19 protein-coding genes are annotated in these 22744 nt (G+C 73.8%); 9 read left to right on the forward strand and 10 right to left on the reverse strand.

Annotated elements, in window-relative coordinates; all coding sequences use genetic code 11:
• Positions 1 to 90: 90 nt before the first annotated feature.
• A complete protein-coding gene (locus GR130_RS11405) occupies positions 91 to 1368 on the reverse strand; it encodes a type ISP restriction/modification enzyme (RefSeq protein WP_443043592.1) in 1278 nt (425 codons plus the stop codon).
• 168 nt (positions 1369 to 1536) lie between these two features.
• Here GR130_RS11405 and GR130_RS11410 point away from each other — a divergent pair, with 168 nt between their 5' ends.
• A complete protein-coding gene (locus GR130_RS11410; protein ID WP_159504617.1) occupies positions 1537 to 2928 on the forward strand; it encodes an MFS transporter in 1392 nt (463 codons plus the stop codon).
• Between the two features lie 40 nt (positions 2929 to 2968).
• Here the strand turns inward: GR130_RS11410 and GR130_RS11415 are convergent, their stop codons facing one another.
• Positions 2969 to 3718: a GntR family transcriptional regulator gene (locus tag GR130_RS11415; protein WP_159504618.1), complete on the reverse strand. Its 750-nt coding sequence runs from the start codon at positions 3716 to 3718 to the stop codon at positions 2969 to 2971.
• A 17-nt stretch (positions 3719 to 3735) separates the two neighbouring features.
• Positions 3736 to 5061 carry a homogentisate 1,2-dioxygenase gene (hmgA, locus tag GR130_RS11420; protein WP_159504619.1) on the reverse strand — a complete coding sequence of 442 codons (1326 nt, stop codon included), beginning with the start codon at positions 5059 to 5061 and terminating at the stop codon, positions 3736 to 3738.
• Positions 5062 to 5370: 309 nt separating this feature from the next.
• Between hmgA and GR130_RS11425 the strand changes: the two genes are divergently transcribed.
• The 3 genes from GR130_RS11425 (at position 5371) to GR130_RS11435 (ending at position 8745) form a co-directional block, all read left to right on the forward strand.
• Positions 5371 to 5949: a TetR/AcrR family transcriptional regulator gene (locus GR130_RS11425; RefSeq protein WP_236573953.1), complete on the forward strand. Its 579-nt coding sequence runs from the start codon at positions 5371 to 5373 to the stop codon at positions 5947 to 5949.
• Positions 5950 to 6117: 168 nt separating this feature from the next.
• On the forward strand, positions 6118 to 7512 hold the full coding sequence (locus GR130_RS11430; RefSeq protein WP_159504621.1) for an aldehyde dehydrogenase family protein: 1395 nt from the start codon (positions 6118 to 6120) through the stop codon (positions 7510 to 7512).
• Between the two features lie 132 nt (positions 7513 to 7644).
• Positions 7645 to 8745: a Zn-dependent alcohol dehydrogenase gene (locus GR130_RS11435; protein WP_159504622.1), complete on the forward strand. Its 1101-nt coding sequence runs from the start codon at positions 7645 to 7647 to the stop codon at positions 8743 to 8745.
• 55 nt (positions 8746 to 8800) lie between these two features.
• On the opposite strand, the gene GR130_RS11440 is transcribed toward GR130_RS11435, so the two are convergent.
• A complete protein-coding gene (locus GR130_RS11440; RefSeq protein WP_159504623.1) occupies positions 8801 to 9457 on the reverse strand; it encodes a TetR/AcrR family transcriptional regulator in 657 nt (218 codons plus the stop codon).
• Between the two features lie 77 nt (positions 9458 to 9534).
• On the opposite strand from GR130_RS11440, the gene GR130_RS11445 reads away from it, so the two are divergent.
• Both GR130_RS11445 and GR130_RS11450 read left to right on the forward strand, forming a co-directional pair.
• Positions 9535 to 10686 (forward strand): acyl-CoA dehydrogenase family protein, encoded by a 1152-nt coding sequence (locus GR130_RS11445; protein ID WP_159504624.1) that lies wholly within the window; start codon positions 9535 to 9537, stop codon positions 10684 to 10686.
• A 154-nt stretch (positions 10687 to 10840) separates the two neighbouring features.
• Complete coding sequence (locus GR130_RS11450) at positions 10841 to 11467, forward strand: TetR/AcrR family transcriptional regulator (protein ID WP_159504625.1); 627 nt, start codon at positions 10841 to 10843, stop codon at positions 11465 to 11467.
• 12 nt (positions 11468 to 11479) lie between these two features.
• On the opposite strand, the gene GR130_RS11455 is transcribed toward GR130_RS11450, so the two are convergent.
• Positions 11480 to 11941: a MaoC family dehydratase gene (locus GR130_RS11455; protein ID WP_159504626.1), complete on the reverse strand. Its 462-nt coding sequence runs from the start codon at positions 11939 to 11941 to the stop codon at positions 11480 to 11482.
• A 104-nt stretch (positions 11942 to 12045) separates the two neighbouring features.
• Here GR130_RS11455 and soxR point away from each other — a divergent pair, with 104 nt between their 5' ends.
• A complete protein-coding gene (gene soxR / locus GR130_RS11460; protein WP_236572977.1) occupies positions 12046 to 12606 on the forward strand; it encodes a redox-sensitive transcriptional activator SoxR in 561 nt (186 codons plus the stop codon).
• Between the two features lie 22 nt (positions 12607 to 12628).
• Here the strand turns inward: soxR and GR130_RS11465 are convergent, their stop codons facing one another.
• From GR130_RS11465 to GR130_RS11475, 3 genes are all read right to left on the reverse strand, one after another.
• Positions 12629 to 14071: an amidase gene (locus tag GR130_RS11465; RefSeq protein WP_159504627.1), complete on the reverse strand. Its 1443-nt coding sequence runs from the start codon at positions 14069 to 14071 to the stop codon at positions 12629 to 12631.
• Positions 14072 to 14497: 426 nt separating this feature from the next.
• Positions 14498 to 15229: a 3-keto-5-aminohexanoate cleavage protein gene (locus GR130_RS11470; protein ID WP_159509900.1), complete on the reverse strand. Its 732-nt coding sequence runs from the start codon at positions 15227 to 15229 to the stop codon at positions 14498 to 14500.
• A 91-nt stretch (positions 15230 to 15320) separates the two neighbouring features.
• Complete coding sequence (locus tag GR130_RS11475) at positions 15321 to 15935, reverse strand: hypothetical protein (RefSeq protein ID WP_159504628.1); 615 nt, start codon at positions 15933 to 15935, stop codon at positions 15321 to 15323.
• A 251-nt stretch (positions 15936 to 16186) separates the two neighbouring features.
• On the opposite strand from GR130_RS11475, the gene GR130_RS11480 reads away from it, so the two are divergent.
• Together GR130_RS11480 and GR130_RS11485 are read left to right on the forward strand one after the other, a co-directional pair.
• Positions 16187 to 19033, forward strand: a complete 2847-nt coding sequence (locus GR130_RS11480; RefSeq protein WP_159504629.1) for a penicillin acylase family protein — start codon at positions 16187 to 16189, stop codon at positions 19031 to 19033.
• A gap of 175 nt (positions 19034 to 19208) precedes the next feature.
• Positions 19209 to 20231 (forward strand): LysR family transcriptional regulator, encoded by a 1023-nt coding sequence (locus GR130_RS11485; protein WP_159504630.1) that lies wholly within the window; start codon positions 19209 to 19211, stop codon positions 20229 to 20231.
• 81 nt (positions 20232 to 20312) lie between these two features.
• Here GR130_RS11485 and GR130_RS11490 read toward each other — a convergent pair whose 3' ends face one another.
• Both GR130_RS11490 and GR130_RS11495 read right to left on the reverse strand, forming a co-directional pair.
• Entirely contained in the window at positions 20313 to 21629 is a 1317-nt protein-coding gene (locus tag GR130_RS11490; RefSeq protein WP_236572978.1) for an MFS transporter, read from the reverse strand.
• A 103-nt stretch (positions 21630 to 21732) separates the two neighbouring features.
• Positions 21733 to 22623 carry a SigB/SigF/SigG family RNA polymerase sigma factor gene (locus tag GR130_RS11495; protein WP_159504631.1) on the reverse strand — a complete coding sequence of 297 codons (891 nt, stop codon included), beginning with the start codon at positions 22621 to 22623 and terminating at the stop codon, positions 21733 to 21735.
• Positions 22624 to 22744: the final 121 nt, after the last annotated feature.

A 22744-nucleotide genomic window follows, 5' to 3' on the forward strand; every position in this document is an offset into this window, starting at 1 on the left:
GCCCTTTGTGTGCCCGGCGTGTGCCCGGCCCCGCGCGCCCGGATGCGGTCCGCTCCCGCCGGCGCTCCCCCCGGCACCCCGCCCCGCGCGTCACAAGAGCGCGAACTGGCCGTTCGGCCCCTCCTCGTGATGGTCGAGCACGGAGGCCGGCCGGCGCGCGGCGTCCGGCACCGGCAGCACCCCCGCCGCCCGCAGCTCCGCCCCGCCGATCTGCGGCCCTGCGGCCACCTCCCGCGCCAACCTTCCTACATCCGGCCGGAGTTCGGCCACCAGTGCCAGGACGGTGAGCAGCTCCAGCAGCTCCGACGTCCACTCCTGCGGCCAGCCGGCGGGACGCAGCGCCGCCAGCGCACCGCCGTCCGCGGCCTCGGTGTCCGGTGCGGCGGCGCCCCGCTGGGCGAACCACGCCTCCAGCACGCGGACGCCCCCCGCGGAGAACTCCCAGGCACCGCGCGGCACCGGCGCGATCCGGCCGCCGCCGACCAGCAGCGCCTCCTCCTCGGCGTCGTACGCCGCGGTGTCCGGCAGGCCGCGGGCGGGCAGCGCGGCCCGTACGTACGGCCGCCGGCCGCCCGGCATCCGGGGCCGCTCGCCGGCTGGGCGGCCGGGCGCGTGGCGGCTCGCGTACCGGCCCCGGGTGTGCAGCCACAGCAGGCGCTCGCCGAGCGCGACACCGCGGTCCCAGAGGGCGGGGTCGGCGGTGAGCGCGACCGCGGCGCCGTCGGGGGAGTGGCGGGCCGTGGCGGTGATCCAGGCGAGCAGGTCGGTCGGTGCGACGGGGCGGTCCAGGCGGCGGGCCAGCAGCTCCGGCAGGCCGGGGGCGAGATTGGGCTCGGTGCCGCCGGGGCGTCGGTAGAGGGGGCGGATCCGGCCGGGCCGGCCGGCCGGGGAGTGCCCGTCCGGCAGCAGGTCGGAGCAGACCACGGCGGGCCCCGGCGACTGCGGTACGTGCCCCAACTCCACGGCGAACAGCTGCCGTTCGTCGGCCACCCGCCACAACTCCGGCCGGGCCGCGTCGATCATCCGGTGGTCGGGCAGCAACCACTGCCGGTCGAAGGGGCCGTGCAGCACCGGCACCGGTTCCGGGCACGGCCCGCCCGCCCGGGACAGCGGCCCGGTGGGGGTGGCCTGCCCCGGCAGCTGGCCGACCGCGGAATCCGGCGTCCGGGCCCGCGACGGCCGAAACAGCCGCGCGCGGGCCGCCCCGTCCCCGGCGTCCACCAGCGCCTTCCACCGGGCGCGCAGCGTGGCCGCGTCCGGCGCCCTCACCCATGAGCGCCCGAGCCGCAGCGGCGGCACGGACCACGGCATCAGCTCGGACAGCCGCGGCGCACCGTCGACCTCTGGCGCCCCCTGCTTCGCCGTCACGCGGAGCCCCTCCCGGACCGTACGGTTGACCCCCGGCATGGTAGCGACGGGAGCGGGCGCCGTTCGCGGCACCCGTCGGCGGTGCGGCGGGGGAGAGGCGGTCTTCCGCTTGCCGATCTTGGCGCAGTACCGTCCTGGCCGTACCAGCCTGCCAAGGGGAGGACCGCCATGAGGGACACCGCCTCCGCCGCGCCCGAACGGTGCGGGGGGACCCCCGTCGCGACCAGGGCCGCGGCGCGACTGGACCGGCTGCCGCCGTCCCGGTGGCACCGCCGGATCACGCTCGTCGTCGGTATCGGCGCCTTCTTCGACCTCTACGAGATCTTCCTCGGCGGCGTGCTGGCGGCGGTCCTCGCCGCGCAGTGGAACCTGGGCCACACGGCCAAGTCCTGGGTGATCGCCGCCGGGTTCCTGGGCATGTTCGCCGGCGCCAACGTCCTGTCCGTGCTGGCCGACCGGTTCGGCCGGCGCCGGATGCTCCTGGTCAACCTGGGCTGCTACTCGCTGTTCTCGCTCGCCTGCGCCGTCGCGCCGAACCTGTCCTGGCTGCTCGCGCTGCGCTTTCTCGCCGGTCTCGGGCTCGGTGCCGAACTCGTCCTGGTGGATACCTATTTGGCGGAGTTCCTCCCGCGGGCGGTGCGCGGTCGCTACCTCGCCTACGCGTACACCTTCGGGTTCGTCGGGGTCCCGGTGGCGGCCCTGCTCGGCGCCCGGCTGGTGGCCGGGCACCAGCTGCTGGGCGTCGACGGCTGGCGCTGGCTGCTGATCGCGGGTGCGCTGGGGGCCGGCTTCCTCCAGCTGATGCGCCGACAGCTCCCGGAGTCACCGCGGTGGCTGGTGGTCCAGGGGCGGGACGCGGAGGCCCGGCGGATCGTGGCCGGCATCGAGGAGCGGGTGGCGGCGGAGACCGGGCAGAGCCTGCCGTCCGTACCGGAGGCGGAGACGGTGCCGGAGCGCCGGGTGCCGCTCGGCGAGATGTTCCGCGGCGACCACCGCCGGCGGACGCTGATGTGGTGGGTCTTCCAGGTCCTGCAGACGGTCGGCTACTACGGCTTCGGCTCGCTGGCGCCGGTGGTGCTGACGGCCAAGGGGTACACGGTCACCGATTCGCTGCTCTACGCCGCGCTGAGCTTCGGCGGCTATCCGATCGGCTCCGCGCTGTCCATCCCGCTCATCGACCGGATCGAGCGCCGCACGCTGATCATCGCCTCCGCGCTCGGCATCGCGGCCTGCGGCCTGGCCTTCGGCTTCGCCGCCGCCCCCTGGGCCGTCGTCGCCTTCGGCTTCCTGCTGACGGTGTGCAGCAACGTCTTCTCCAACGCCTTCCACGTCTACCAGACCGAGCTCTTCCCGACCGGCCTGCGCAGCAGCGCGATCGGCATCGCCTACTCGCTGTCCCGGCTCACCTCGGTCGTGCTGCCGTTCGTCGCGCTGACCGTGCTGACCGACCTCGGACCGGCCGCGGTGTTCGCCGGGTCCGCGGTGCTGATGGTGCTGCTGTGCCTGGACGTGGCGCTGCTGGGGCCACGCAGCACGGGGCGGAGCCTGGAGCGGATCTGAGAGCCGGGCGGCCGGAGCCCGGTGGCCGCACGCGGCGGGGTCAGTGCGCCTCCAGCGTCACGGTGAAGGAGAACCGGTCGCCGCGGTAGTGGATCCGGGCGACGTCGAGCACCCGCCCGGACTCGTCGTAGGTGATGCCGGTGTAGTGCAGGATCGGGCTGAGCAGCGGCACCTGGAGCAGCCGGGCGGTCTCCGGGTCGGCCAGCCGGGCCTCGACGGTGTCGGTGATCCGGCTGATGCGGACGCCCACCGCGTCCCGCAGCACCTTGGTCATCGGCCAGCGCTCCAGGTCCGCGAGGTCGATCCGGGCGGCGACGTCGGGGCGGACGTAGTTCCGTGCGTGGTTGGTGGGTTCGCCCGACGCCTCGTCGCTGCGCAGTCGCCGGAAACCGGCCACTTCGTCCATGTCCGGGAAGAATTCGGATAGTTCGGGAGGTACGGAGACCGGGCCGTGCTCCAGCAGGGCGGTCCGCATCCCGGACTGCTGGGCCACGATCGCGTCCACCGACCCGAGCAGCCGGACCGGCGCACCGCGCTGCGCGCTCGGCTCGATGAACGTGCCGCGGCGCCGGTGCCGGCTGATCAGCCCTTCCGACTCCAGCTCCTTGAGGGCCTGGCGCATCGTCAGCACGCTGACGCCGTAGTGCTCGGCGAGCGCGTCCTCGGTGGGGAGCCGGAGCGGCGCCTCGGGCGAGCGCCCCAGTATGGAAGCGCGCAGGGACTGCGAGACCTGGTACCACAGCGGCAGTTTGCGGTTCAGGGCGATCGAGTCGGGAGCGAAGGTGGTCACAGAGCGATCCCCGGATCCTACGGGCGGAAGTGGCGCTGAAGACCCTGCCATACGTCGTCGTAGCCGCGCTGGAGGTGTCCGGCGTCCCGGGCCTGCGCGGTGAGCGTCAGCGGCCAGCGGGTCTCGAACATGAAGGCCAGCCCGTTGTCGATCTTCTGCGGGGCGAGTTCGGCGGCGCTGGCCCGCTCGAAGGTCTCCCGGTCGGGGCCGTGCGCGGACATCATGTTGTGCAGCGAGCCGCCGCCCGGAACGAAACCCTCCGCCTTGGCGTCGTAGGCGCCTTCGATCAGGCCCATGTACTCGGTCATCACGTTGCGGTGGAAGTACGGCGGCCGGAAGGTGTCCTCGCCGACCAGCCAGCGCGGCGCGAACACCACGAAGTCGACGCCCGCCAGGCCCGGGGTGTCCGAGGGGGAGGTGAGCACCGTGAAGATCGACGGGTCCGGGTGGTCGTAGCTGATCGAGCCGATGACGTTGAAGCGGCGCAGGTCGTAGACGTACGGGACGTGGTTGCCGTGCCAGGCGACGACGTCCAGGGGCGAGTGGTCGTAGGTGGCCGTCCAGAGGTTGCCGCCGAACTTGTTCAGGACCTCGACCGGGCCGTCGACGTCCTCGTAGGCGGCCGTCGGGGCGAGGAAGTCCCGGGCGTTGGCGAGGCCGTTGGCGCCGATCGGGCCGAGGTCGGGCAGCTCGAAGGGGCGGCCGTAGTTCTCGCAGACATAGCCGCGCGCGGTCGCGTCCAGCAGCTCGACGCGGAAGCGCACACCGCGCGGGATCAGCGCCACATGGCCCGGTTCGGCCCGCAGCAGGCCGAACTCGGTGCGCAGCAGCAGCCCGCCGCGCTCCGGCACGATGAGCAGCTCGCCGTCCGCGTCGCTGAACACCCGCCGGTCCATGGAGGCGTTGGCGTGGTAGAGGTGCACCGCCATACCGGCGCGCTGGGTGGCGTCGCCGTTGCCGCCCAGGGTCCACAGGCCGTCCACGAAGTCCGTCGGGTCGGCGGGCTCGGGGAGCGGGTTCCAGCGCAGCCGGTTGGGGTCGGGCAGGCACTCGGTGAACGGCGCGGAGCGGATCTCGCCCCGGTTGGCGCGGAGGAACGGCGGGTGCGCGGCCGACGGGCGGATGCGGTAGAGCCAGGAGCGCCGGTTGTGGCGGCGCGGTTCGGTGAAGGCCGAGCCGCTGAGCTGCTCGGCATACAGGCCGAGGGGGGCCCGCTGCGGGGAGTTGCGGCCCACCGGCAGTGCCCCGGGGACGGCCTCCGAGCTGTGCTCGTTGCCGAAGCCGGAGGAGTAGGCCAGCCCCTCGGCCGTCTTCCTCGCCTGCTCGTTGCCCGTACCAGTCATCGCGCGCTCCCGCCGTTCACGGAACTCAAGGAATCCTATGCAAGACCTTAGGATTCCGGGCGGTGGGTCGTCAACGATGGGGGGGACCTCCCTGCGCGAGCAAAGCCGAGAACCTGGGGGAGTCCGGCCGGGATGGCCGGATCCCCGCCCTCGGCCATCCCGGCTCCGTACGGCGGGCAAGATGACCGTGTGCAGCCATCGACGCCTCAACCCGCCCCCCGGTCCGCCCCCACGACCGCGTCCACCACCCCGTCCGCCGCCCCCGCCGCCGGACCGTCCGCCGCCCCCTCCCCGCTCCGCCGCGCGCCCGTGCAGCGGCGCAGCGCCCAGCGCCTGGCCCGGATCCTCGACGCCTGCGCCGAGCTGCTGGACGAGACCGGATACGAGGACCTCAGCACCCGCGCCGTCGCCGGCCGCGCCGGGGTCCCGATCGGCTCCGTCTACCGCTTCTTCCCCAACAAGCGCGCCATGGCGGAGGCGCTCGCCCAGCGGAACCTCGACGCGTACGCGGACCGGATCACCACCCGGCTGACCGCCCCCGGGCAGCCGCCGGGCTGGCGCGGCGCGATGGACGTGGTGGTCGACGAGTACCTCGCCATGAAGCGCACGGTGCCGGGCTTCGCCCTGGTCGAGTTCACCGTCCCCGCCCCGCGCGAGACGCGGCAGGCCAACTACGAGGTCGCCGACCGGCTGCTGGGCCTGCTCGCCGGACGGCTCGGCCTGGACGCCGCCGACGACCGGCTGCGCACCGCCTTCCTCGTCGGCGTGGAGACCGCCGACGCGCTGCTCCAGCTCGCCTTCCGCACGGACCCCGGCGGCGATCCGGCGATCGTCGCGGAGACGAAGGAGCTGCTGCGGGCCTATCTGGTGCGGTATCTGGACGCGTAGGCCAGTGGGGCGGAGGTGGCGCGGGGGTACCGGGCACACGGGTGGCCGAGAGCTGCTGGCGGCCACGAAACTACCGGCGCTAGTTTGGATGGTGTCCCCCTGGGAGGCGCCCGGGGCGCCCCCTAGGGTGCGGAAGAGGACGACCAGGCGGCCCGGGAGGACCACGACGTGAAGCAGCACGACGCGATGTACATCGACGGCGGCTGGCGGCCCGCCGAGGGCAGCGGCCGGATCGAGGTCGTCAACCCGGCCGACGAGCAGGTGATCGGCACCGTCCCGGCCGGATCCGAGGAGGACGTGGACGCCGCGGTGCGGGCCGCCCGCGCCGCGCTGCCCGGCTGGGCCGCCACTCCGCCCGCGGCGCGCGCCGACCGGCTGGCCGCGCTGCACGACCAACTCGTCGCGCGCACCGAGGAGATCGCCGCGACCGTCACCGCCGAACTGGGCTCGCCGCTCGCCTTCAGCACCGCGGTGCACGCCGGGGTGCCGCTCGCGGTCTGCGGCTCGTACGCCGAGCTGGCCCGGTCGTGCGCCTTCGAGGAGACCGTCGGCAACTCCACCGTGCTGCTCGAACCGGTCGGCGTGGTGGGCGCGATCACGCCGTGGAACTATCCGCTGCACCAGATCGTCGCCAAGGTCGCCCCGGCGCTGGCGGCGGGCTGCACGGTCGTGCTCAAGCCGGCCGAGGACACCCCGCTGGTGGCCCAGCTGTTCGCCGAGTGCGTCGACGCGGCCGGGTTCCCGGCCGGTGTCTTCAACCTCGTCACCGGCCTCGGCCCGGTCGCCGGCCATGCGCTCGCCGAGCACGACGGCGTCGATCTGGTCTCCTTCACCGGCTCGACGGCCGTCGGCAGGAAGATCGGCGCCATCGCGGGCGCCGCGGTCAAGCGGGTGGCGCTGGAGCTGGGCGGCAAGTCCGCCAACGTCATCCTGCCCAGCGCCGACCTCGGCAGGGCGGTGGCCGTCGGCGTCGCCAACGTCATGGCCAACTCCGGCCAGACGTGCAGTGCGTGGACCCGGATGCTGGTCCCCACGGACCGCTACGACGAGGCGGTCGCGCTGGCCGCCGCCGCGGTCGCCAAGTACGTCCCCGGCGAGCGGGTCGGCCCGCTGGTCAGCGCCCGGCAGCGGGACCGGGTGCGCGGCTACATCGAGCGGGGCATCGCCGACGGCGCCACGGTCGTCGCGGGCGGCCCGGAGGCACCCGCCGAGGTCGGCTACTACGTCACCCCGACCGTCTTCGCGGACGTCGCCCCCGAGATGGCCATCGCCCAGGAGGAGATCTTCGGCCCGGTGCTGTCGATCCTGCGCTACGAGGACGAGGACGACGCAGTACGGATCGCCAACGGCACCGTCTACGGGCTCGCCGGCGCGGTCTGGGCCGGCGACGACGCCGAGGCGGTCGCCTTCGCCCGCCGCCTCGACACCGGGCAGGTCGACATCAACGGCGGGCGCTTCAACCCCCTCGCCCCGTTCGGCGGTTACAAGCAGTCGGGGGTGGGCCGCGAGCTGGGCCCGCACGGCCTGGCCGAGTACCTGCAGACGAAGTCGCTCCAGTTCTGAGCCGGTCGGACCCCTGGCGGAGCGCCGGCGCCGCCCGGCCCGGCCGCCCGCCGCCCCGTCATCCCGCCGCCCCGTCATCCCGCCCGCTCACCCCGTCACCCCGCCGTCCTCCGCCCGCCCCGAGGAGATCCCGTGGTCCGCGCCGCCGTACTGCCCGCCGTCAACGCCCCGCTCCAGATCACCGAGATCGAGCTGCCGGAGCCGGGGCCGGGCCAGGTCCGCATCCGGCTCGCCGCCGCCGGTGTCTGCCACTCCGACCTGTCGCTGTCCAACGGAACGCTGCGGCAGCCCGCTCCGGCCGTGCTCGGGCACGAGGGCGCGGGCACCGTCACCGCGGTCGGACCGGAGGTCACCGGCGTCGCCCCCGGCGACCGCGTCATCCTCAACTGGGCCCCGTCCTGCGGGAGCTGCCGGTTCTGCGAGCTGGCCGAGCCCTGGCTGTGCGCCCACTCCGGGCGCGCCGGCGAAACCCCCTACGCCACCCGCGCCGACGACGGCAGCCCGCTCTACGCCGCGCTGGGCACCGCCGTCTTCGCCGAGGAGACCGTGGTGCCCGAGCGGGCCGCGCTGCCGCTGCCCGACGGGGTGCCGCTGGCCGACGCGGCGCTGCTCGGCTGCGCGGTGCTCACCGGCTGGGGCGCGGTGCACCACAGTGCCCGGGTGCGGGCGGGGGAGTCGGTCGCGGTGTTCGGGGTCGGCGGGGTGGGGCTGGCCACCGTGCAGGCGGCGCGCATCGCGGGGGCGGGCACGATCGTGGCGGTGGACGTCTCGCCGGAGAAGGAGGAGCTGGCGCGGGCGGCCGGGGCCACCGACTTCGTGGTCGTGGGCGAGAACGGGTCTTCCGGAAAGGAGTGCGCCCAGCGGATCCGCGCGCTGACCGGCGGGTTCGGCACCGATGTCGCGGTGGAGTGCGTGGGCCGCGCCGACGCGATCCGCACCGCCTGGTCCGCCACCCGGCGGGGCGGCCGGACGACCGTGGTGGGCATCGGCGGCAAGGAGCAGCAGGTGGCGTTCTCCGCCCTGGAGCTCTTCTACTTCGGCCGGACGCTCTCCGGCTGCGTCTACGGCAACAGCGACCCGGCGCGCGATCTCCCCGTCATCGCCGGACAGGTCCGCTCCGGCGCGCTCGACCTCTCCGCCCTGGTCACCGACCGGATCGGGCTGGACGGCATCCCCGACGCCTTCGAGGCGATGCTCGCGGGGAAGGGCGGCCGGGCGCTGGTCGTCTTCTGAGGCGCCCTGGGGAGCCGGTCGCGGTCCGGGGCGGCGCGCGGCCGGCGGGGCAGGTCTATGGCCGGGGCGGGCCGCCGGGCGGGGCGAGCTCCGGGTGGTGCAGCGTCAGGCCGTCCACCAGCGCGAGCAGTCCCGCCTCGAACGCGCCCTCGTCGACCCGGCGTTGATGCTCCGCCAGGAGGTGTGCCTGACCCAGGTGCGGATAGGCGTCGGGGTCGTAGGCGCCGGGGTCGTCGACGAAGCCGCGGGCGAACGAGCCCAGCGCGGAGCCCGCGACGAAATAGCGGACCATGGCGCACACCCGGGTGGCCTGTGCGGGTGGCCAGCCCGCCCCCACCATGCCGCCGAACGCCGCGTCGGCCATCTTCAGCCCGGCGGGGCGCCGGCCGGGGCCCTGGGCGAGGAACGGCACGATGTGCGGATGGGCGGCGAGCGCCGCGCGGTAGGAGCGGGCCCAGTCGAGCAGTCCGGCGCGCCAGTCCCCGCCGCGCTCGAACGTCGACACGTCGACCTCGGCGATGACCGTGTCCGCGACCGCGTCGAGGATCTCGTCCTTGGTCGTGAAGTGGTTGTAGAGCGACGGCCCGCTCACGCCCAGCTCCGCCGCCAGCCGCCGGGTGGAGAGCGCCGCGAGCCCGTCCGCGTCGATCAGCGCCAGCGCGGTGGTGACGATGCGCTCGCGGCTCAGCAGGGGCTTGCGGGGTCGGGCCATGACGCACATAGTAGGGGCTGCCAGCTAAAAACTAGCACCGCTAATTAAACCGTCTTCCCGCCGACAGGGGGCCCGAGATGAACCTGGAGCTCAGTGCCGAACAGGCCGCCGTACGCCGGCTCGCCGAGGACTTCGTCGACCGCGAGATCGCCCCGCACGCCGCCGCCTGGGACCGCGCGGAGCGGGTCGACCCCGGTATCGTCGGGAAGCTCGGCGCCCTCGGCTTCCTCGGCCTGACCGTCCCCGAGGAGTACGGCGGCTCCGGCGGCGACCACCTCGCGTACGCCCTGGTCACCGAAGAGCTGGGGCGCGGCGACTCCGCCGTGCGCGGCATCGTCTCGGTCTCGCTCGGGCTGGTCGCCAAGACCATCGCCTCCTGGGGAGACGAGGAGCAGAAGCGGGCCTGGCTCCCGCGGCTGACCTCCGGCCGGGCGGTCGGCTGCTTCGGCCTGACCGAGCCCGGCACCGGCTCCGACGCGGGCAACCTCACCACCCGGGCGGTCCGCGACGGCGGGGACTACGTCGTCGACGGCGCGAAGATGTTCATCACCAACGGCACCTGGGCGGACGTCGTGCTGCTCTTCGCCCGGACCGGCGGCGCCCCCGGCCACAAGGGCGTCAGCGCCTTCCTGATACCGACGGACACCCCGGGCCTGACCCGCCGCGAGATCCACGGCAAGCTCGGGCTGCGCGGCCAGGCCACCGCCGAACTGGTCCTGGAGGGCGTGCGGGTGCCCGCCTCCGCCATGCTGGGCCCCGAGGGCAAGGGCTTCTCGGTCGCCATGTCCGCCCTGGCCAAGGGCCGGATGTCGGTCGCCGCCGGCTGCGTCGGCATCGCCCGGGCCGCGCTGGACGCGGCCGTCGGGTACGCCGGCGAGCGCGAGCAGTTCGGTGCGCCGATCGCCCGCCACCAGCTCGTCCAGGAACTCCTCAGCGACATCGCGGTGGACGTGGACGCCGCGCGGCTGCTGACCTGGCGGGTGGCCGATCTCATCGACCGCGGCGAGCCGTTCGCCACCGAGGCGTCGAAGGCCAAGCTCTTCGCCTCCGAGGCCGCGGTGCGTGCCGCCAACAACGCCCTCCAGGTCTTCGGCGGCTACGGCTACATCGACGAGTACCCGGTCGGCAAGCTGCTGCGCGACGCCCGGGTGATGACCCTCTACGAAGGCACCAGCCAGATCCAGAAACTGGTGATCGGCCGCGCGCTCACCGGGGTCTCCGCGTTCTGACCGGCTCCTGCCGCGTACGCTCCGTCCCGGCGCCCGCGCCCGCGCCGGCTCGTTCCGCACCCGGGAGGAGACCTAAGCGCTTGCTCAGTCGCGCGGTATGGTGTTCGATCCGGGCAGAGGAAGGTCCCTGGCGGATCGAGGAGCGGGGTACGCGATGGGTGCGGCGGAGCGGGCGGCCAAGGAGAGCGAGGAATGGGCCGGGGTGAGCCCGGACGCCGCGCGGCGGCTGGTCGCCGCGGCCGTCGAGGCGTTCGCCGAGCGCGGCTACCACGCCACCACCACCCGCGACATCGCCGGCCGCGCCGGGATGAGCCCGGCCGCGCTCTACATCCACTACAAGACCAAAGAGGAGCTGCTGTACCGCATCAGCGGCATCGGCCACGAGAAGGCGCTGTGCATCATGGGCGCCGCCGCTGAGGCCGCGGGCAGCCCGACCGAGCGGCTGCGCGACGCGGTACGGACCTTCGCCCGCTGGCACGCCGAGCACCACACCACCGCCCGCGTCATCCAGTACGAGCTGCAGGCGCTGAGCGACGTGCACTACGCCGAGATCGCCGGTCTGCGCCGCCGCACCGACCGGCTGCTGCGCCAGATCATCCAGGACGGCGCCGACAGCGGCGAGTTCCGGGTCGGCGACGTCCCGGGCACCACCCTCGCCGTGCTGTCGCTGTGCGTGGACGTGGCCCGCTGGTTCTCCGCCGACGGTCCGCGGACGCCCGACGAGGTCGGCGCGCTCTACGCCGACCTCGTCCTGCGGATGGTGGGTGCCCCGCCGGCCTGACCGCCGGCCCGGCTAGAGGTAGAAGCGGCTGACCGACTCCGCGACGCACACCGGCTTGTCGCCGCCCTCCCGCTCGATCGTCACGACCGTGGTCAGCTGCACCCCGCCGGACACGTCGGCGACCTCCGCGATCCGGGCGGTGGCCCGCAGCCGCGAGCCGACCGGGACGGTCGCCGGGAAACGGACCTTGTTGGTGCCGTAGTTGATGCCCATCGTCACGTTGTCGACCCGCATCAGCCGCGGGACCAGCGCCGGCAGCAGCGACAGCGTCAGATAGCCGTGCGCGATGGTGGTGCCGAACGGCCCGGCCGCGGCCTTCTCCTGGTCGACGTGGATCCACTGGTGGTCACCGGTGGCCTCCGCGAACAGGTCGATCCGCTTCTGGTCGACCTCCAGCCAGTCGCTGGGACCCAACTCCGTGCCGACCGCGGCCCGCAGTTCCTCGACCGACCCGAACACCCGGGGCTCTGCCATCTCCGTCTGCCTCCTCAGCGTCGCCTTACTAAGCGCTTGCTCAGGATGCGAGTGCGCGGGCCCGCTGTCAACGGTCGTCTCGGGGCAGGTCGTAGGGTTGAGGGGTGCCACAGCTTCCGTACAAGGTCCACGAACTCTCCGTCGGCCAGCTCTCCGCGCGCAGCGGCGCGGCGGTGTCCGCGCTGCACTTCTACGAGTCGAAGGGGCTGATCAGCAGCACCCGGACGGCCGGGAACCAGCGCCGCTACACCCGCGACGCGCTGCGCCGGGTCGCGTTCGTACGGGCGGCGCAGCGCGTCGGGATCCCGCTCGCGGTGATCCGGGACGCGCTGGCGGAGCTGCCGGACGAGCGCACCCCCAACCGCGAGGACTGGGCCCGGCTGTCCGAGGTGTGGCGCTCCGAACTGGACGAGCGGATCAGCCAGCTCGTCGAGCTGCGCGACCGGCTGTCCGACTGCATCGGCTGCGGCTGCCTCTCGCTGCAGACGTGCGCGCTGTCGAACCCGTACGACAGCCTCGGCGAACAGGGGCCGGGCGCGCGGCGGTTGCGGGTGGACCGGGCCGCCAAGGACCCGGCGCCGGCGGACGACGGCGGCGCCGGGCCGTGCGCGCCGGGCGACGCGGGGTGCGCCCCCGCGCCGGGGCGCGGCACCGGCCGGGGATGACCGCACCCGGCCCGGCCGCCGGCTACCAGACGGACGGGGTGCGGGCCGCCCACGGACGGGCCCGCTCCAGCTGGGCGGAGAGCGAGATCAGCGTGGCCTCGTCGCCGTAGCGGCCGGCCAGCATGACGCCGATCGGCAGGCCCTGTGCCGTCCAGTGCAGCGGGACGCTGACCGCGGGCTGGCCGGTGACGTTGAAGAGCGCGCTAAACGGGGTGAACCGCCCGATGGCGGCGAACTCGGCCTGCGGATCGGCGTCGTCGCGCAGCGCGCCCACCAGGGGCGGGGGTGCGGCCACGGTGGGGGAGAGGATCACGTCGTAGCCGGTGTCCGGCGGCATCAGGCCGTCGGCGACGGTCTGGCCGAGCATCCGGAAGGCATGCAGGGACCCCGCGAAGGCCGGGCCGCTGATCGCGGCGCCGCGGGCCCGCAGATAGCGGGTGAGCGGCATCAGCTTCTCCTCGCTCTCCGGTGGGACGGGGCGGAGGGCGGCCATCACGGACCACACGCGGGTGAAGGCGAGGAGGATGTCCTCGTCGGCGGGGATGGCCAACTCCTCGCACTCGTGGCCGAGTTCGGCCAGCAGTGCGGTGGTCTCGGCGACCGCGGCCCGGCAGTCGGCGTGCACCTCGGCGCCCGCCACGGGGGCCTCGGTGAGCACCGCGATCCGCAGCCGGCCCGGGTCGCGGCGGGCGTGGCCGGCGAAGGTCTCGCCGGGCGGCAGCGCCGGGGCGGCGTACGGGTCGCCGGGCATCGGGCCCGCCATGACGTCCAGGAGCGTGGCCGCGTCGGCGACCGTACGGGCCAGCGGGCCCGAGGTGCTCAGGCCCGAGACGTCGTGCAGCAGCGGGCCGGGGCTGATCCGGCCGCGGCTGGGCTTGATGCCGTAGAGCCCGCACAGCGAGGCGGGGATCCGGATCGAGCCGCCGCCGTCGCTGGCATGGGCGACCGGCGCGAGTCCCCCGGCGACCGCCGCGGCCGCTCCGCCGCTGGAGCCGCCCGCCGAGCGCGTCAGGTCCCAGGGGGTGCGGGCGGGCGGCGCGAGCGCGTTCTCCGTGTAGCAGGGCAGCCCGAATTCGGGTGTGTTGGTCTTGCCGAGCAGGATCGTGCCGGCGTCCCGCAGCTTGCCGACGACATGGTCGTCGGTCTCCGCGATCCGGTCGGCCAGCGCCCGCGAGCCCATCGTGCAGCGCACCCCGGCGACCTGGTGGAGGTCCTTCACGGGCACCGGGACGCCGAACAACGGCGGGAGCGCGCGCCCCTCGCGGCGGGCCGCGGCGGCCTCGCTCTCGGCGTCCGCGGCCTGCTTCCGGGCGATCTCCGGGGTGCGGGTGAGGAAGGCGCCCAGGGTGTCGTCCAGCCGGTCGATCCGCGCGAGGTAGTGCTCGGTGAGCTCGACGGGGGAGATCCGGCCCGTGCGGATCCCCTCGGCCTGTTCGAGTGCGGTCAGATCGTGCAGTTCGGCCATGGACGTCCTCCCTCTCCTTCGATGCCCGTGCGGCCCGGGTGCCGCGCGAGCGGGGCGGGCCGGGGCACGGGTGCCACCCGCCCGTGGATCGGCCCGCGAACAGTTGTGTCAGCTTGCCCGGCGGCTCGTAAAGGCCGTGGGCGGACGGGGCACTCACCTACAGCCACACAAGTACCAGGAGGACGGCGTGGTGTGCGGCCACCGTGCGGCTCCCTTCGGGCGCCGCGGGGCGCGGGCGGTCCGAGGCGAGCGGCACGGTGGCGGCGGGGTGCGGGACTCGCGCAGCCGGCGAACAATGGCCGGGAAGCGCCGCCCCCGCCGAGGCGGTCGGCGGAGACATCGGGCCGTCGCCGAGGACGCACCGCCGCCGAGGCGCTCACCGGTGCCGGGGGCGGGCGCGCGGGCGGCGGAACGCCCCCGGGTGGATCACTCCACGGGAAGACCGCCCGCCATGTCCCGTGCGGCGGCTATCAGTTGGGCGTTGCCCGCGGCCGGTGAGCCGTCGGGCAGCAGCAGGGTGTCCTCGATGCCGATGCGGCTGCACAGGCCCAGCTCGCCGGCGAGCCGCAGCACCGGCCAGGCCCCGCCGTCCTGGCCGTGGAGCAGCACCGGGCGGCCGTGCGGCACCGGCGCCAGCGCGGCGAGCAGCGCACGGGCGGTCGCCGGAGCGGACTTTGGTGCGGTGTCGCCGATGACCTCGGCCAGCACCCGCAGCACCCGCGGAGCCAGCGGCGAGCGGGCGAAGCGCTCGACCGCGTCCGTCCCGGCCCAGATGCCGGCCTCGACGCCGACGCCCCGCTCCAGCAGGGCGGCGGCGACCGTATCGGCGCCCGCCTCGTGCCAGTTGACCGAGGCGTGGTCGGGCAGCACCGTCCAGGACCCGACCTGCTCCGCCCGGCGCCCGGGGTCCGGCTCGGCCCAGGCGCCGGTCGTCACGCCCACCGGGACGTCCACCGCTTCCCGTATCGCCGTGAGGACCGGGCCGACCACCCGCGGCGAGAGGGAGTCCTGGCCGCACGGGGTCTTGGGGTGCACATGGACGTCCTGGGCGCCGGCCGCGACCGCCTGCCGCGCCGCATCCGCGAGCGCGGCAGGCGACATCGGCACCGCACCCGAATCGGCCGCCGTGCGCGGGCCGTTGAGACACACCTGAAGCATCTTCAGCATGCCCCGATGATGACAGGTGGGTCCGACAACGCCCGCTGAACGGGGTGGGCAACGGGGCGTACGGTGCCGGGTGGCGGGGGCGTCAGGCCGCCGCGAAGGCTCCCGCGCCGTGGCGCACGGCCGCGGTGCTCAGCGCGTCCGGCGTCAGGACGGACGCCGGGGCGAGCACTCCGCACTGGCGGCAGGCCGGCCCGGGGGCCGGGCAGCCGGCCTCGTCCGGGACCCAGGCGAACCGGGTGGAGCCGCACACCGGGCAGTCGCGGCGAGGGCGTCCCGCCTCCATCGCCGCGATCATGCGGCGCAGCACCTCTGCGAGGCGGGCCGCCGGGTGCCGCTGCGGTGACTCGCAGGGCACGATGTCGCAACCGCCCCAGGTGCGCCGGTGCCATTCGTCGAGGGCGCCGACCTGGCGGATGCCCTCGTGCTTCTCCTTGCGGCGCCGGGCGGCGAACTCCTCTTCGTACGCGAGCCAGAGGGCGCGTGCCTCCTCCAGCTCCGTCAGCGCGGCCACCAGCCGCGCCGGATCGGGGTCACGGTCCTGGGTGGCGAACCCGGCCCTGGTGCACAGGTGGTGCCAGGTGGCGCGGTGCCCGTACGGGGCGAAGCGTTCCAGGCATTTGCGCAGGGCGGTACGCCGCTGGGCGGTGACGAGTCGTGGGTTGCGGACCTGTTCGGCGAGGGCTCTGAAACCGGCCATGTTCCTTCCACCTCCGGGGAGGACCCGACTGGACACGGAATGGACGTAGCCGGGCGCCACCCGGATCCATCGAATTTTCTTGCGGTTTCGGGGGCGGATGCTCCGTGGTGTCCGTCCGTCAACTCCCGGGCCCCGCAGGGGAGGAGAGAAAGTTGACTGCTGCTCATCTTCCGGTTGCGGGTAACCAGCGGTAACGTCCGGCCCACCCTCCCCGGGCTCGTGACGGGCCGGGACCCCCTTGAGGAGCAGGAATGCGACGACGTACCGGAAGGCTCAGGGCTGCCGCCGCGGCGGCCCTGCTCGCCCTGGGTGCCACGGTCTTGGCGCCACCCCCCATCGCCGCCGCGGCGGCCGCCGGGCAGGCAACCGGCAGTACCCACACGGCCGATGGCGACTACTGCCGAGGTCAGTGCGACGACATCCTGCCTCCGGGCGCGACGGGCAACGCCACCCTGATGCAGATCCTCGGCAACAAGCTGTTCGGCACCCACCCCGCCCACTCCACCGACCAGATCGCCCCGTACAACGCGCTGAACGGCGGCTACCCCTCGCTCACCGACGACACCCTCACCGACTTCTTCAACGACGCCTCCTTCGGCGTCCCCAAGGACCAGGTCGGCTCGGTCAGCACCCCGCGCCCCGACGTCGCCATCACCCGCGACAAGAAGACCGGCGTCCCGCACATCAAGGGCACCACCCGCTACGGCACCGAGTTCGGCGCCGGCTACGCCGCGGGCCAGGACCGGCTGTGGCTGATGGACCTCTTCCGGCACATCGGCCGCGGGGAGCTGACCTCGTTCGCCGGCGGCGCGCTCGCCAACCAGGGCCTGGAGCAGCAGTTCTGGCCGCAGGCGCCGTACACCGAGGCGGACCTCCAGGCCCAGGTCGACGCCATCCGCACCCACAACGGAGCGCGCGGCGAACAGGCCATGGCCGACGCCCAGGCGTACGTCGACGGCATCAACGCCTACCGCCAACAGTCCAAGGACGGCCGGTACTTCCCCGGGGAATACGTCCTCACCGGCCACATCGACGCCCTCACCAACGCCGGCGAGATCCAGCCCTTCAAGCTCACCGACCTGATAGCCCTGGCCTCCGTCGTCGGCGGGCTCTTCGGCAACGGCGGCGGCGGAGAGGTCCCCTCGGCCCTCGCGCTGCTCTCCGCCCAGCAGAAGTACGGCGTCGAGAAGGGCACCCGGGTCTGGGAGTCCTTCCGGGAGCGCAACGACCCCGAGGCCGCCAAGACGCTGCACGACGGCCAGAGTTTCCCGTACGCCGTCAAGCCCGCGAAGGCCCGGGGCACGGCGCTGCCCGACCGGGGCTCGGTCACCCCCGAGCCGCTGGTCTACGACCGCAAGGGCGCCGCCGCCTCCAAGAGCGCCACCCCGCCGCGGGACCCGGTCAAGGCCCCCGAGAAGTACCGGAAGCTGGAGGGGCTGTTCAAGGACGGCGTGCTGCCGAAGGGGAGCTTCGACCCGACCCGGCACCGCGGGATGTCCAACGCCCTGCTGGTCTCCGGCAAGCACACCGCCAGCGGCCACCCGGTGGCCGTGTTCGGCCCGCAGACCGGATACTTCGCGCCGCAGCTGCTGATGCTGCAGGAGATCCAGGGGCCCGGCATCAGTGCCCGCGGCGCCTCGTTCGCCGGCGTCGGGATGTACGTGCAGCTGGGCCGCGGCCAGGACTACGCCTGGAGCGCCACCTCCGCCGGCCAGGACATCACCGACACCTACGCCGTCGACCTGTGCAACGCGGACGGCTCCCGGCCCACCAGGGAGTCCACCTCCTACCGCTACCACGGCGCGTGCCTGCCCATGGAGAAGCTGGAGCGCACCAACTCCTGGCAGCCCACCATCGCCGATCCGACGGCCGCCGGCTCGTACCGGATGCAGGTCTTCCGCACCAGGTACGGCACCGTCACCCACCGCGCCACCATCGGCGGCAAGCCCGTCGCCTACACCTCGCTGCGCTCCACCTACCGCCACGAGGCCGACTCCATCATCGGCTTCCAGATGTTCAACGACCCGTCGTACGTCCACGACGCCAGGAGCTTCCAGAAGGCGGCCCAGCACATCGGCTACGCCTTCAACTGGTTCTACGCCGACTCCCGCGACATCGCGTACTACAACAGCGGCCTCAACCCGGTCCGCAACCCCGCCGTCGACCCGTCGCTGCCCGTCCGGGCCGAACCGGCCTACGAGTGGAAGGGCTTCGACCCCGCCACCAACACCACCGACTACACCCCGCCCGCCCAGCACCCGCAGTCCGTCGACCAGGACTACTACATCTCCTGGAACAACAAGCAGGCCAAGGACTACGACTCGGCCGGCTTCGGCAACGGCTCGGTGCACCGCGCCAACCTGCTCGACGACCGGGTGCGCGCGCTGACGAAGGAGGGCGGGGTGACCCGGGCGTCGCTGACCCGGGCGATGGCCGACGCCGCCGTCACCGACCTGCGCGGCGAGGACGTGCTCCCCGACCTGCTGCGGGTGATCGACAGCAAGCCGGTCACCGACCCCCGACTGCGGGCAGCGGTCCAGCAGTTGGACGCGTGGCGCAAGGACGGCGCCCGGCGCCGCGAAACCTCACCGGGCTCGCACACCTACGCCCACTCCGACGCGGTACGGCTGATGGACGCCTGGTGGCCGCTGATGATCCCGGGCGTCTTCGAGCCGGGCCTGGGCAAGGACCTCTACACCGCGCTCGGCGCCAACCTGGCCGTCGACGAGTCGCCGTCCGCAGGCCACGGCCCCACCGGGGCGCACGCCGGATCGGCGTTCCAGTACGGGTGGTGGAGCTACGCCGACAAGGACCTCCGCGCCGTGCTGGGCGACCGGGTCCAGGGCCCGCTCGCCGAGCGGTACTGCGGCAACGGCACGCTCGCGGCCTGCCGCGACACCCTGCTGGCCACGCTCCAGCAGGCCGCCGGCAGGACCGCCGCCCAGGTCTACCCGGGAGACGACAACTGCAAGGCCGGCGACCAGTGGTGCGCCGACGCCATCGTCCACCGCGCGGTGGGCGGTCTGACCCACGACAAGATGAGCTGGCAGAACCGGCCCACCTACCAGCAGGTGGTGGAGTTCCCCGCGCACAGGTAGCGGAGCGAACGGCACGGGCCCCGGGGTGCGCGCACCCCGGGGCCCGTCCGTGTGCGCCGGCCACCGGCACGACCAGGGTGGTGGTGGTCACCGCCTGGAGGGGATTTCCAGGGCGGCTATGCTGCTCGTTCCTGAATGAGGGGGACGGGAAAGCGAGTAGGGGCGATAGGGGCGCATGGCCGTGCCAGGTCCGGAGCAGTACCCGACGGAACTGCTCGATACGACGATGGACCAGTTGCGCACGCTGATCGTGGTGCACGAGGCGGGGACGGCGCTGGGGGCCGCCCGCCGGCTGGGCCGCGAGCAGTCCAGCGTGCAGAAGCAACTGGACACGATGAACCGCACCTTCGCCGCCCTGTGCGGCGAGGAACTGGTGCTGAAGCAGGGGAGGGGACAGGACGCGCTGTTCACCGCGACCGGTGAGGCACTGGTCGACCTGGCGCGGCGCACGCTCGGCGAGTGGGCCGAGGGCGTCCACGACGCCCGCCGCCGGCTCGGCCGTACGCTCTCGGTCGGCACCACCCGTTACACCCTGGGCTTCCTCCTGGACGCCGTGGAGCACGTCAGCGCGGACTATGAACGCGACGGCGTCGACCTGAAGGTCACCCACGTCCGCACCGGCGACCTGTTCACCAAGCTGCGCACCCAGGAACTGGACCTGGTCTGCGGCAGCGTCGTGGTCACCGAGGGCGAGGAGGCCGAACTCCTCGCGCCCTACGAGGTCATGGAGTGGCGGCGCAGCGGCCTGTCGCTGCTGACGAACCTGCCGCCGGACCGGCTGCCGGGCGCCTCGTTCAGCGCCGGCGACCTGCCCCGGCTGCCGCTGGTGGTCTCCGCGGGCGGTCTGATCGGCCGCTTCCTGACGTCGTGGTACGGCAGCGACTACCGCCAGAGGCTCACCGTGGCGGCCGAGATAGAGGCCGCCCACTACGGCTTCGAGCTGCTGCGCTCGGGCGTGGTCAGCGGCGCGATGCTGGTCACCCGCGGTATCGGGGAGGCGGCGGCGGACGGCCGGCTCCCGGAGGCCGGCGGGCTGCGCACGCTGGAGATCGTCGGGGAGGTCGGCCCCCGGACGGAGGTCCTGGTCGGCGTCTTCACCCGGCGCGGCGAGCGGGACGCGTATCCGCCGGAGCACCCCCTCAACCGCCTCTGGGAGGCGCTCTCCTGGGAGAGCGAACGGTGGTGGCTGCGGCCCTGAACCGGTGGGCGCGGCGCCCGCGAGCTCCTGAGCAGGGGGTCCCGTACGGGATCCCCGGGAGGACCCCGTACGGGACGCCGCTCAGTCCGGCAGCCCGCGCTCCAGGGTCTCCGGCAGCGACCGCACGCACAGCAGCGAGACGACCGCCATCGCGCTGACGTACCAGCCCACCGACGCCGAGCCGAACGCCGGCTGGAGCCGGGTGGCGACCAGCGGGGCGACCGCGCCGCCCAGCACCCCGCCCAGGTTGTAGGCCAGCGACGCGCCCGAGTAGCGCACCGTCGTACCGAACAGCTCCGGCAGATACGCGCCCATCGGGCCGTAGACCACGCCCATGCAGAACAGCGCGCCCCCGATGCCCAGCGCGATCAGCACCGGCTGCCGGGTGTCCAGCAGCGGGAAGAGCACCGCTCCCCAGACGGCCGCGAGCCCGGCGCCGCCGAGGATCAGCCGGCGGCGCCCGGCGCCGTCCGAGCGGGTGGCCGCGAGCCAGGTGCCGGCCGCCAGGAAGAGGCAGGCGACCAGGGACAGGCCGAGCATGGTGGTCCGGGGGACACCGAGGGCGCCGGTGGCGTACGACAGGCAGTAGGTGGTCGCGGTGTAGAAGAGGCCGTACGCGACGACCATGCCGCCGGCGCCCAGCAGCAGTTCCCGCGGATGCCGCCGGAAGACCTCGACGGCCGGCACCCTGGCGGCCTCCTGGGCGTCCTGCACCTTCGCGAAGACCGGCGTCTCGCTGATCTTCAGCCGGACGAACAGCCCCACGCCGACCAGCAGGAACGACAGCAGGAACGGCACCCGCCAGCCCCACGAGCGGAACGCCGCGTCACTCATCCCCTCCGACAGCAGCCAGAACACCCCGGTCGCCGCGAAGAACCCCACGGAGGGCCCGAGTTGCGGGAAGGCGGCGTACAGCCCCCGTCGGCCGCGCGGGGCGTGCTCGACCGCCAGCAGCGCCGCCCCGCCCCACTCGCCGCCCAGCCCGATGCCCTGGAGGAAGCGCAGCAGGACCAGCAGCAGCGGCGCCCAGACGCCCAGCGTGCCGTAGCCGGGCAGCAGCCCGACGCACGCCGTGGACAGCCCCATCAGCAGCAGCGAGGCGACCAGTACGGACTTCCGCCCGACCCGGTCGCCGAAGTGCCCGAAGACCACCGAGCCGAGCGGCCGGGCGGCGAACGCCACGGCGTAGGTGGAGAAGGACGCGAGGGTGGCGTTGACCGGGGCGAGCGTCGGGAAGAACGCCTGGTTGAGTACCAGGGCCGCGGCGGTGCCGTAGATGTAGAAGTCGTAGAACTCGATGGCCGTTCCGATGAACGAGGCCACGGCGACCCGCCGCAGGCTCTCGCTGTTCTCCACGGACGGCGCCGTGGCCTGATGTGAGGTGGTTTCGCTCTGCACGAGCCGCACTCTCACGCCCGTGGTACGGGGCGGTCAACAACGGGATCCGGCCGTCTCGTCCAGTGAGACCCGGTAGTTGACGGACGCTCGGGGTCCGGGCGGCTCAGGACTGGCCGGTCAGCCCCGCCCGCAGCCGGTCCAGGATCCGGGCGAGGAGCCGGGAGACGTGCATCTGCGACACGCCCAGTTCCGTGCCGATCTCGGACTGCGTCTTCTCGTGGACGAAGCGGAGGGTGAGGATCCGGCGGTCCCGCCGGTCCAACTGCCGCACCAGGGGGGACAGTGCGTGGATGTCCTCGGCGAGCCGGAGCCGCGGGTCCTCCTCGCCGAGGGCGTCGGCGAGCGGGCGGGCCGACTCGACCTCCGCCGGGTCGGCGGGCTGGTCCAGCGACCCGGCGGTGTAGCCGTTGCCGGCGATCAGCCCGTCGATCACCTGCTCCTCGCTCAGCCCGAGGTGCCCGGCCAGCTCGGCGACGGTGGGCTCGCGGTCCAGGCGGGCGAAGAGCCGCTCCTTGGCCTGGGCGATCTCGATCCGCAACTCCTGGAGCCGCCGCGGCACATGGACGGCCCAGGTGGCGTCCCGGAAGAACCGCTTGATCTCGCCGACGATGTACGGCATCGCGTAGGTCGTGAACTCGACCTCGCGGGACACGTCGAAGCGGTCGATGGCCTTGATCAGCCCGATGGTGCCGACCTGGACGATGTCCTCCATCTCGCCCGGGTCGCCGCCGCGGTTGCGGAACCGCGCGGCGGAGTACCGCACCAGGGAGAGGTTCATCTCGACGAGCGTGTTGCGCACGTACTGGTACGCGTGGGTGCCTTCCTCCAGCGCGGCCAGCCGCTCGAAGAACGGCCGGGACAGCGCCTTGGCGTCCTTGGGGGCCAGCGCGGAGGCGTCCGCCACGTACGGCAGTCCGTCGGTGCCGGAGCCGGGGAGCCGGTGGTCCGGGCCCTGGCCGTGGCGCGTTCCGATGGTGGTCACTGCCGCCGTCATGGCTGCCCTCCCATAAGTTCGATCATGGTCCGGTAAGCGGCACCTGCCCTTTGTTCGCGGAACGAAACATCTCCCTCGCGCTTTTGGCCGCGGCTGTCCTGACGGTCGGTCAGGCAGTCGT

This window comes from Streptomyces sp. GS7 (assembly GCF_009834125.1).
In the GTDB taxonomy this organism is placed as follows: domain Bacteria; phylum Actinomycetota; class Actinomycetes; order Streptomycetales; family Streptomycetaceae; genus Streptomyces.

Excerpts from the sequence above, each read along its gene's own strand:
- GR130_RS11410 (WP_159504617.1), top strand. The coding sequence starts at position 1,537 with ATGAGGGACACCGCCTCCGCCGCGCCCGAACGGTGCGGGGGGACCCCC.
- hmgA (WP_159504619.1), bottom strand. The coding sequence starts at position 5,061 with ATGACTGGTACGGGCAACGAGCAGGCGAGGAAGACGGCCGAGGGGCTG.
- GR130_RS11440 (WP_159504623.1), bottom strand. The coding sequence starts at position 9,457 with ATGGCCCGACCCCGCAAGCCCCTGCTGAGCCGCGAGCGCATCGTCACC.
- GR130_RS11445 (WP_159504624.1), top strand. The coding sequence starts at position 9,535 with ATGAACCTGGAGCTCAGTGCCGAACAGGCCGCCGTACGCCGGCTCGCC.
- GR130_RS11450 (WP_159504625.1), top strand. The coding sequence starts at position 10,841 with ATGGGTGCGGCGGAGCGGGCGGCCAAGGAGAGCGAGGAATGGGCCGGG.
- GR130_RS11455 (WP_159504626.1), bottom strand. The coding sequence starts at position 11,941 with ATGGCAGAGCCCCGGGTGTTCGGGTCGGTCGAGGAACTGCGGGCCGCG.
- GR130_RS11465 (WP_159504627.1), bottom strand. The coding sequence starts at position 14,071 with ATGGCCGAACTGCACGATCTGACCGCACTCGAACAGGCCGAGGGGATC.
- GR130_RS11470 (WP_159509900.1), bottom strand. The coding sequence starts at position 15,229 with ATGCTTCAGGTGTGTCTCAACGGCCCGCGCACGGCGGCCGATTCGGGT.
- GR130_RS11475 (WP_159504628.1), bottom strand. The coding sequence starts at position 15,935 with ATGGCCGGTTTCAGAGCCCTCGCCGAACAGGTCCGCAACCCACGACTC.
- GR130_RS11480 (WP_159504629.1), top strand. The coding sequence starts at position 16,187 with ATGCGACGACGTACCGGAAGGCTCAGGGCTGCCGCCGCGGCGGCCCTG.
- GR130_RS11485 (WP_159504630.1), top strand. The coding sequence starts at position 19,209 with ATGGCCGTGCCAGGTCCGGAGCAGTACCCGACGGAACTGCTCGATACG.
- GR130_RS11495 (WP_159504631.1), bottom strand. The coding sequence starts at position 22,623 with ATGACGGCGGCAGTGACCACCATCGGAACGCGCCACGGCCAGGGCCCG.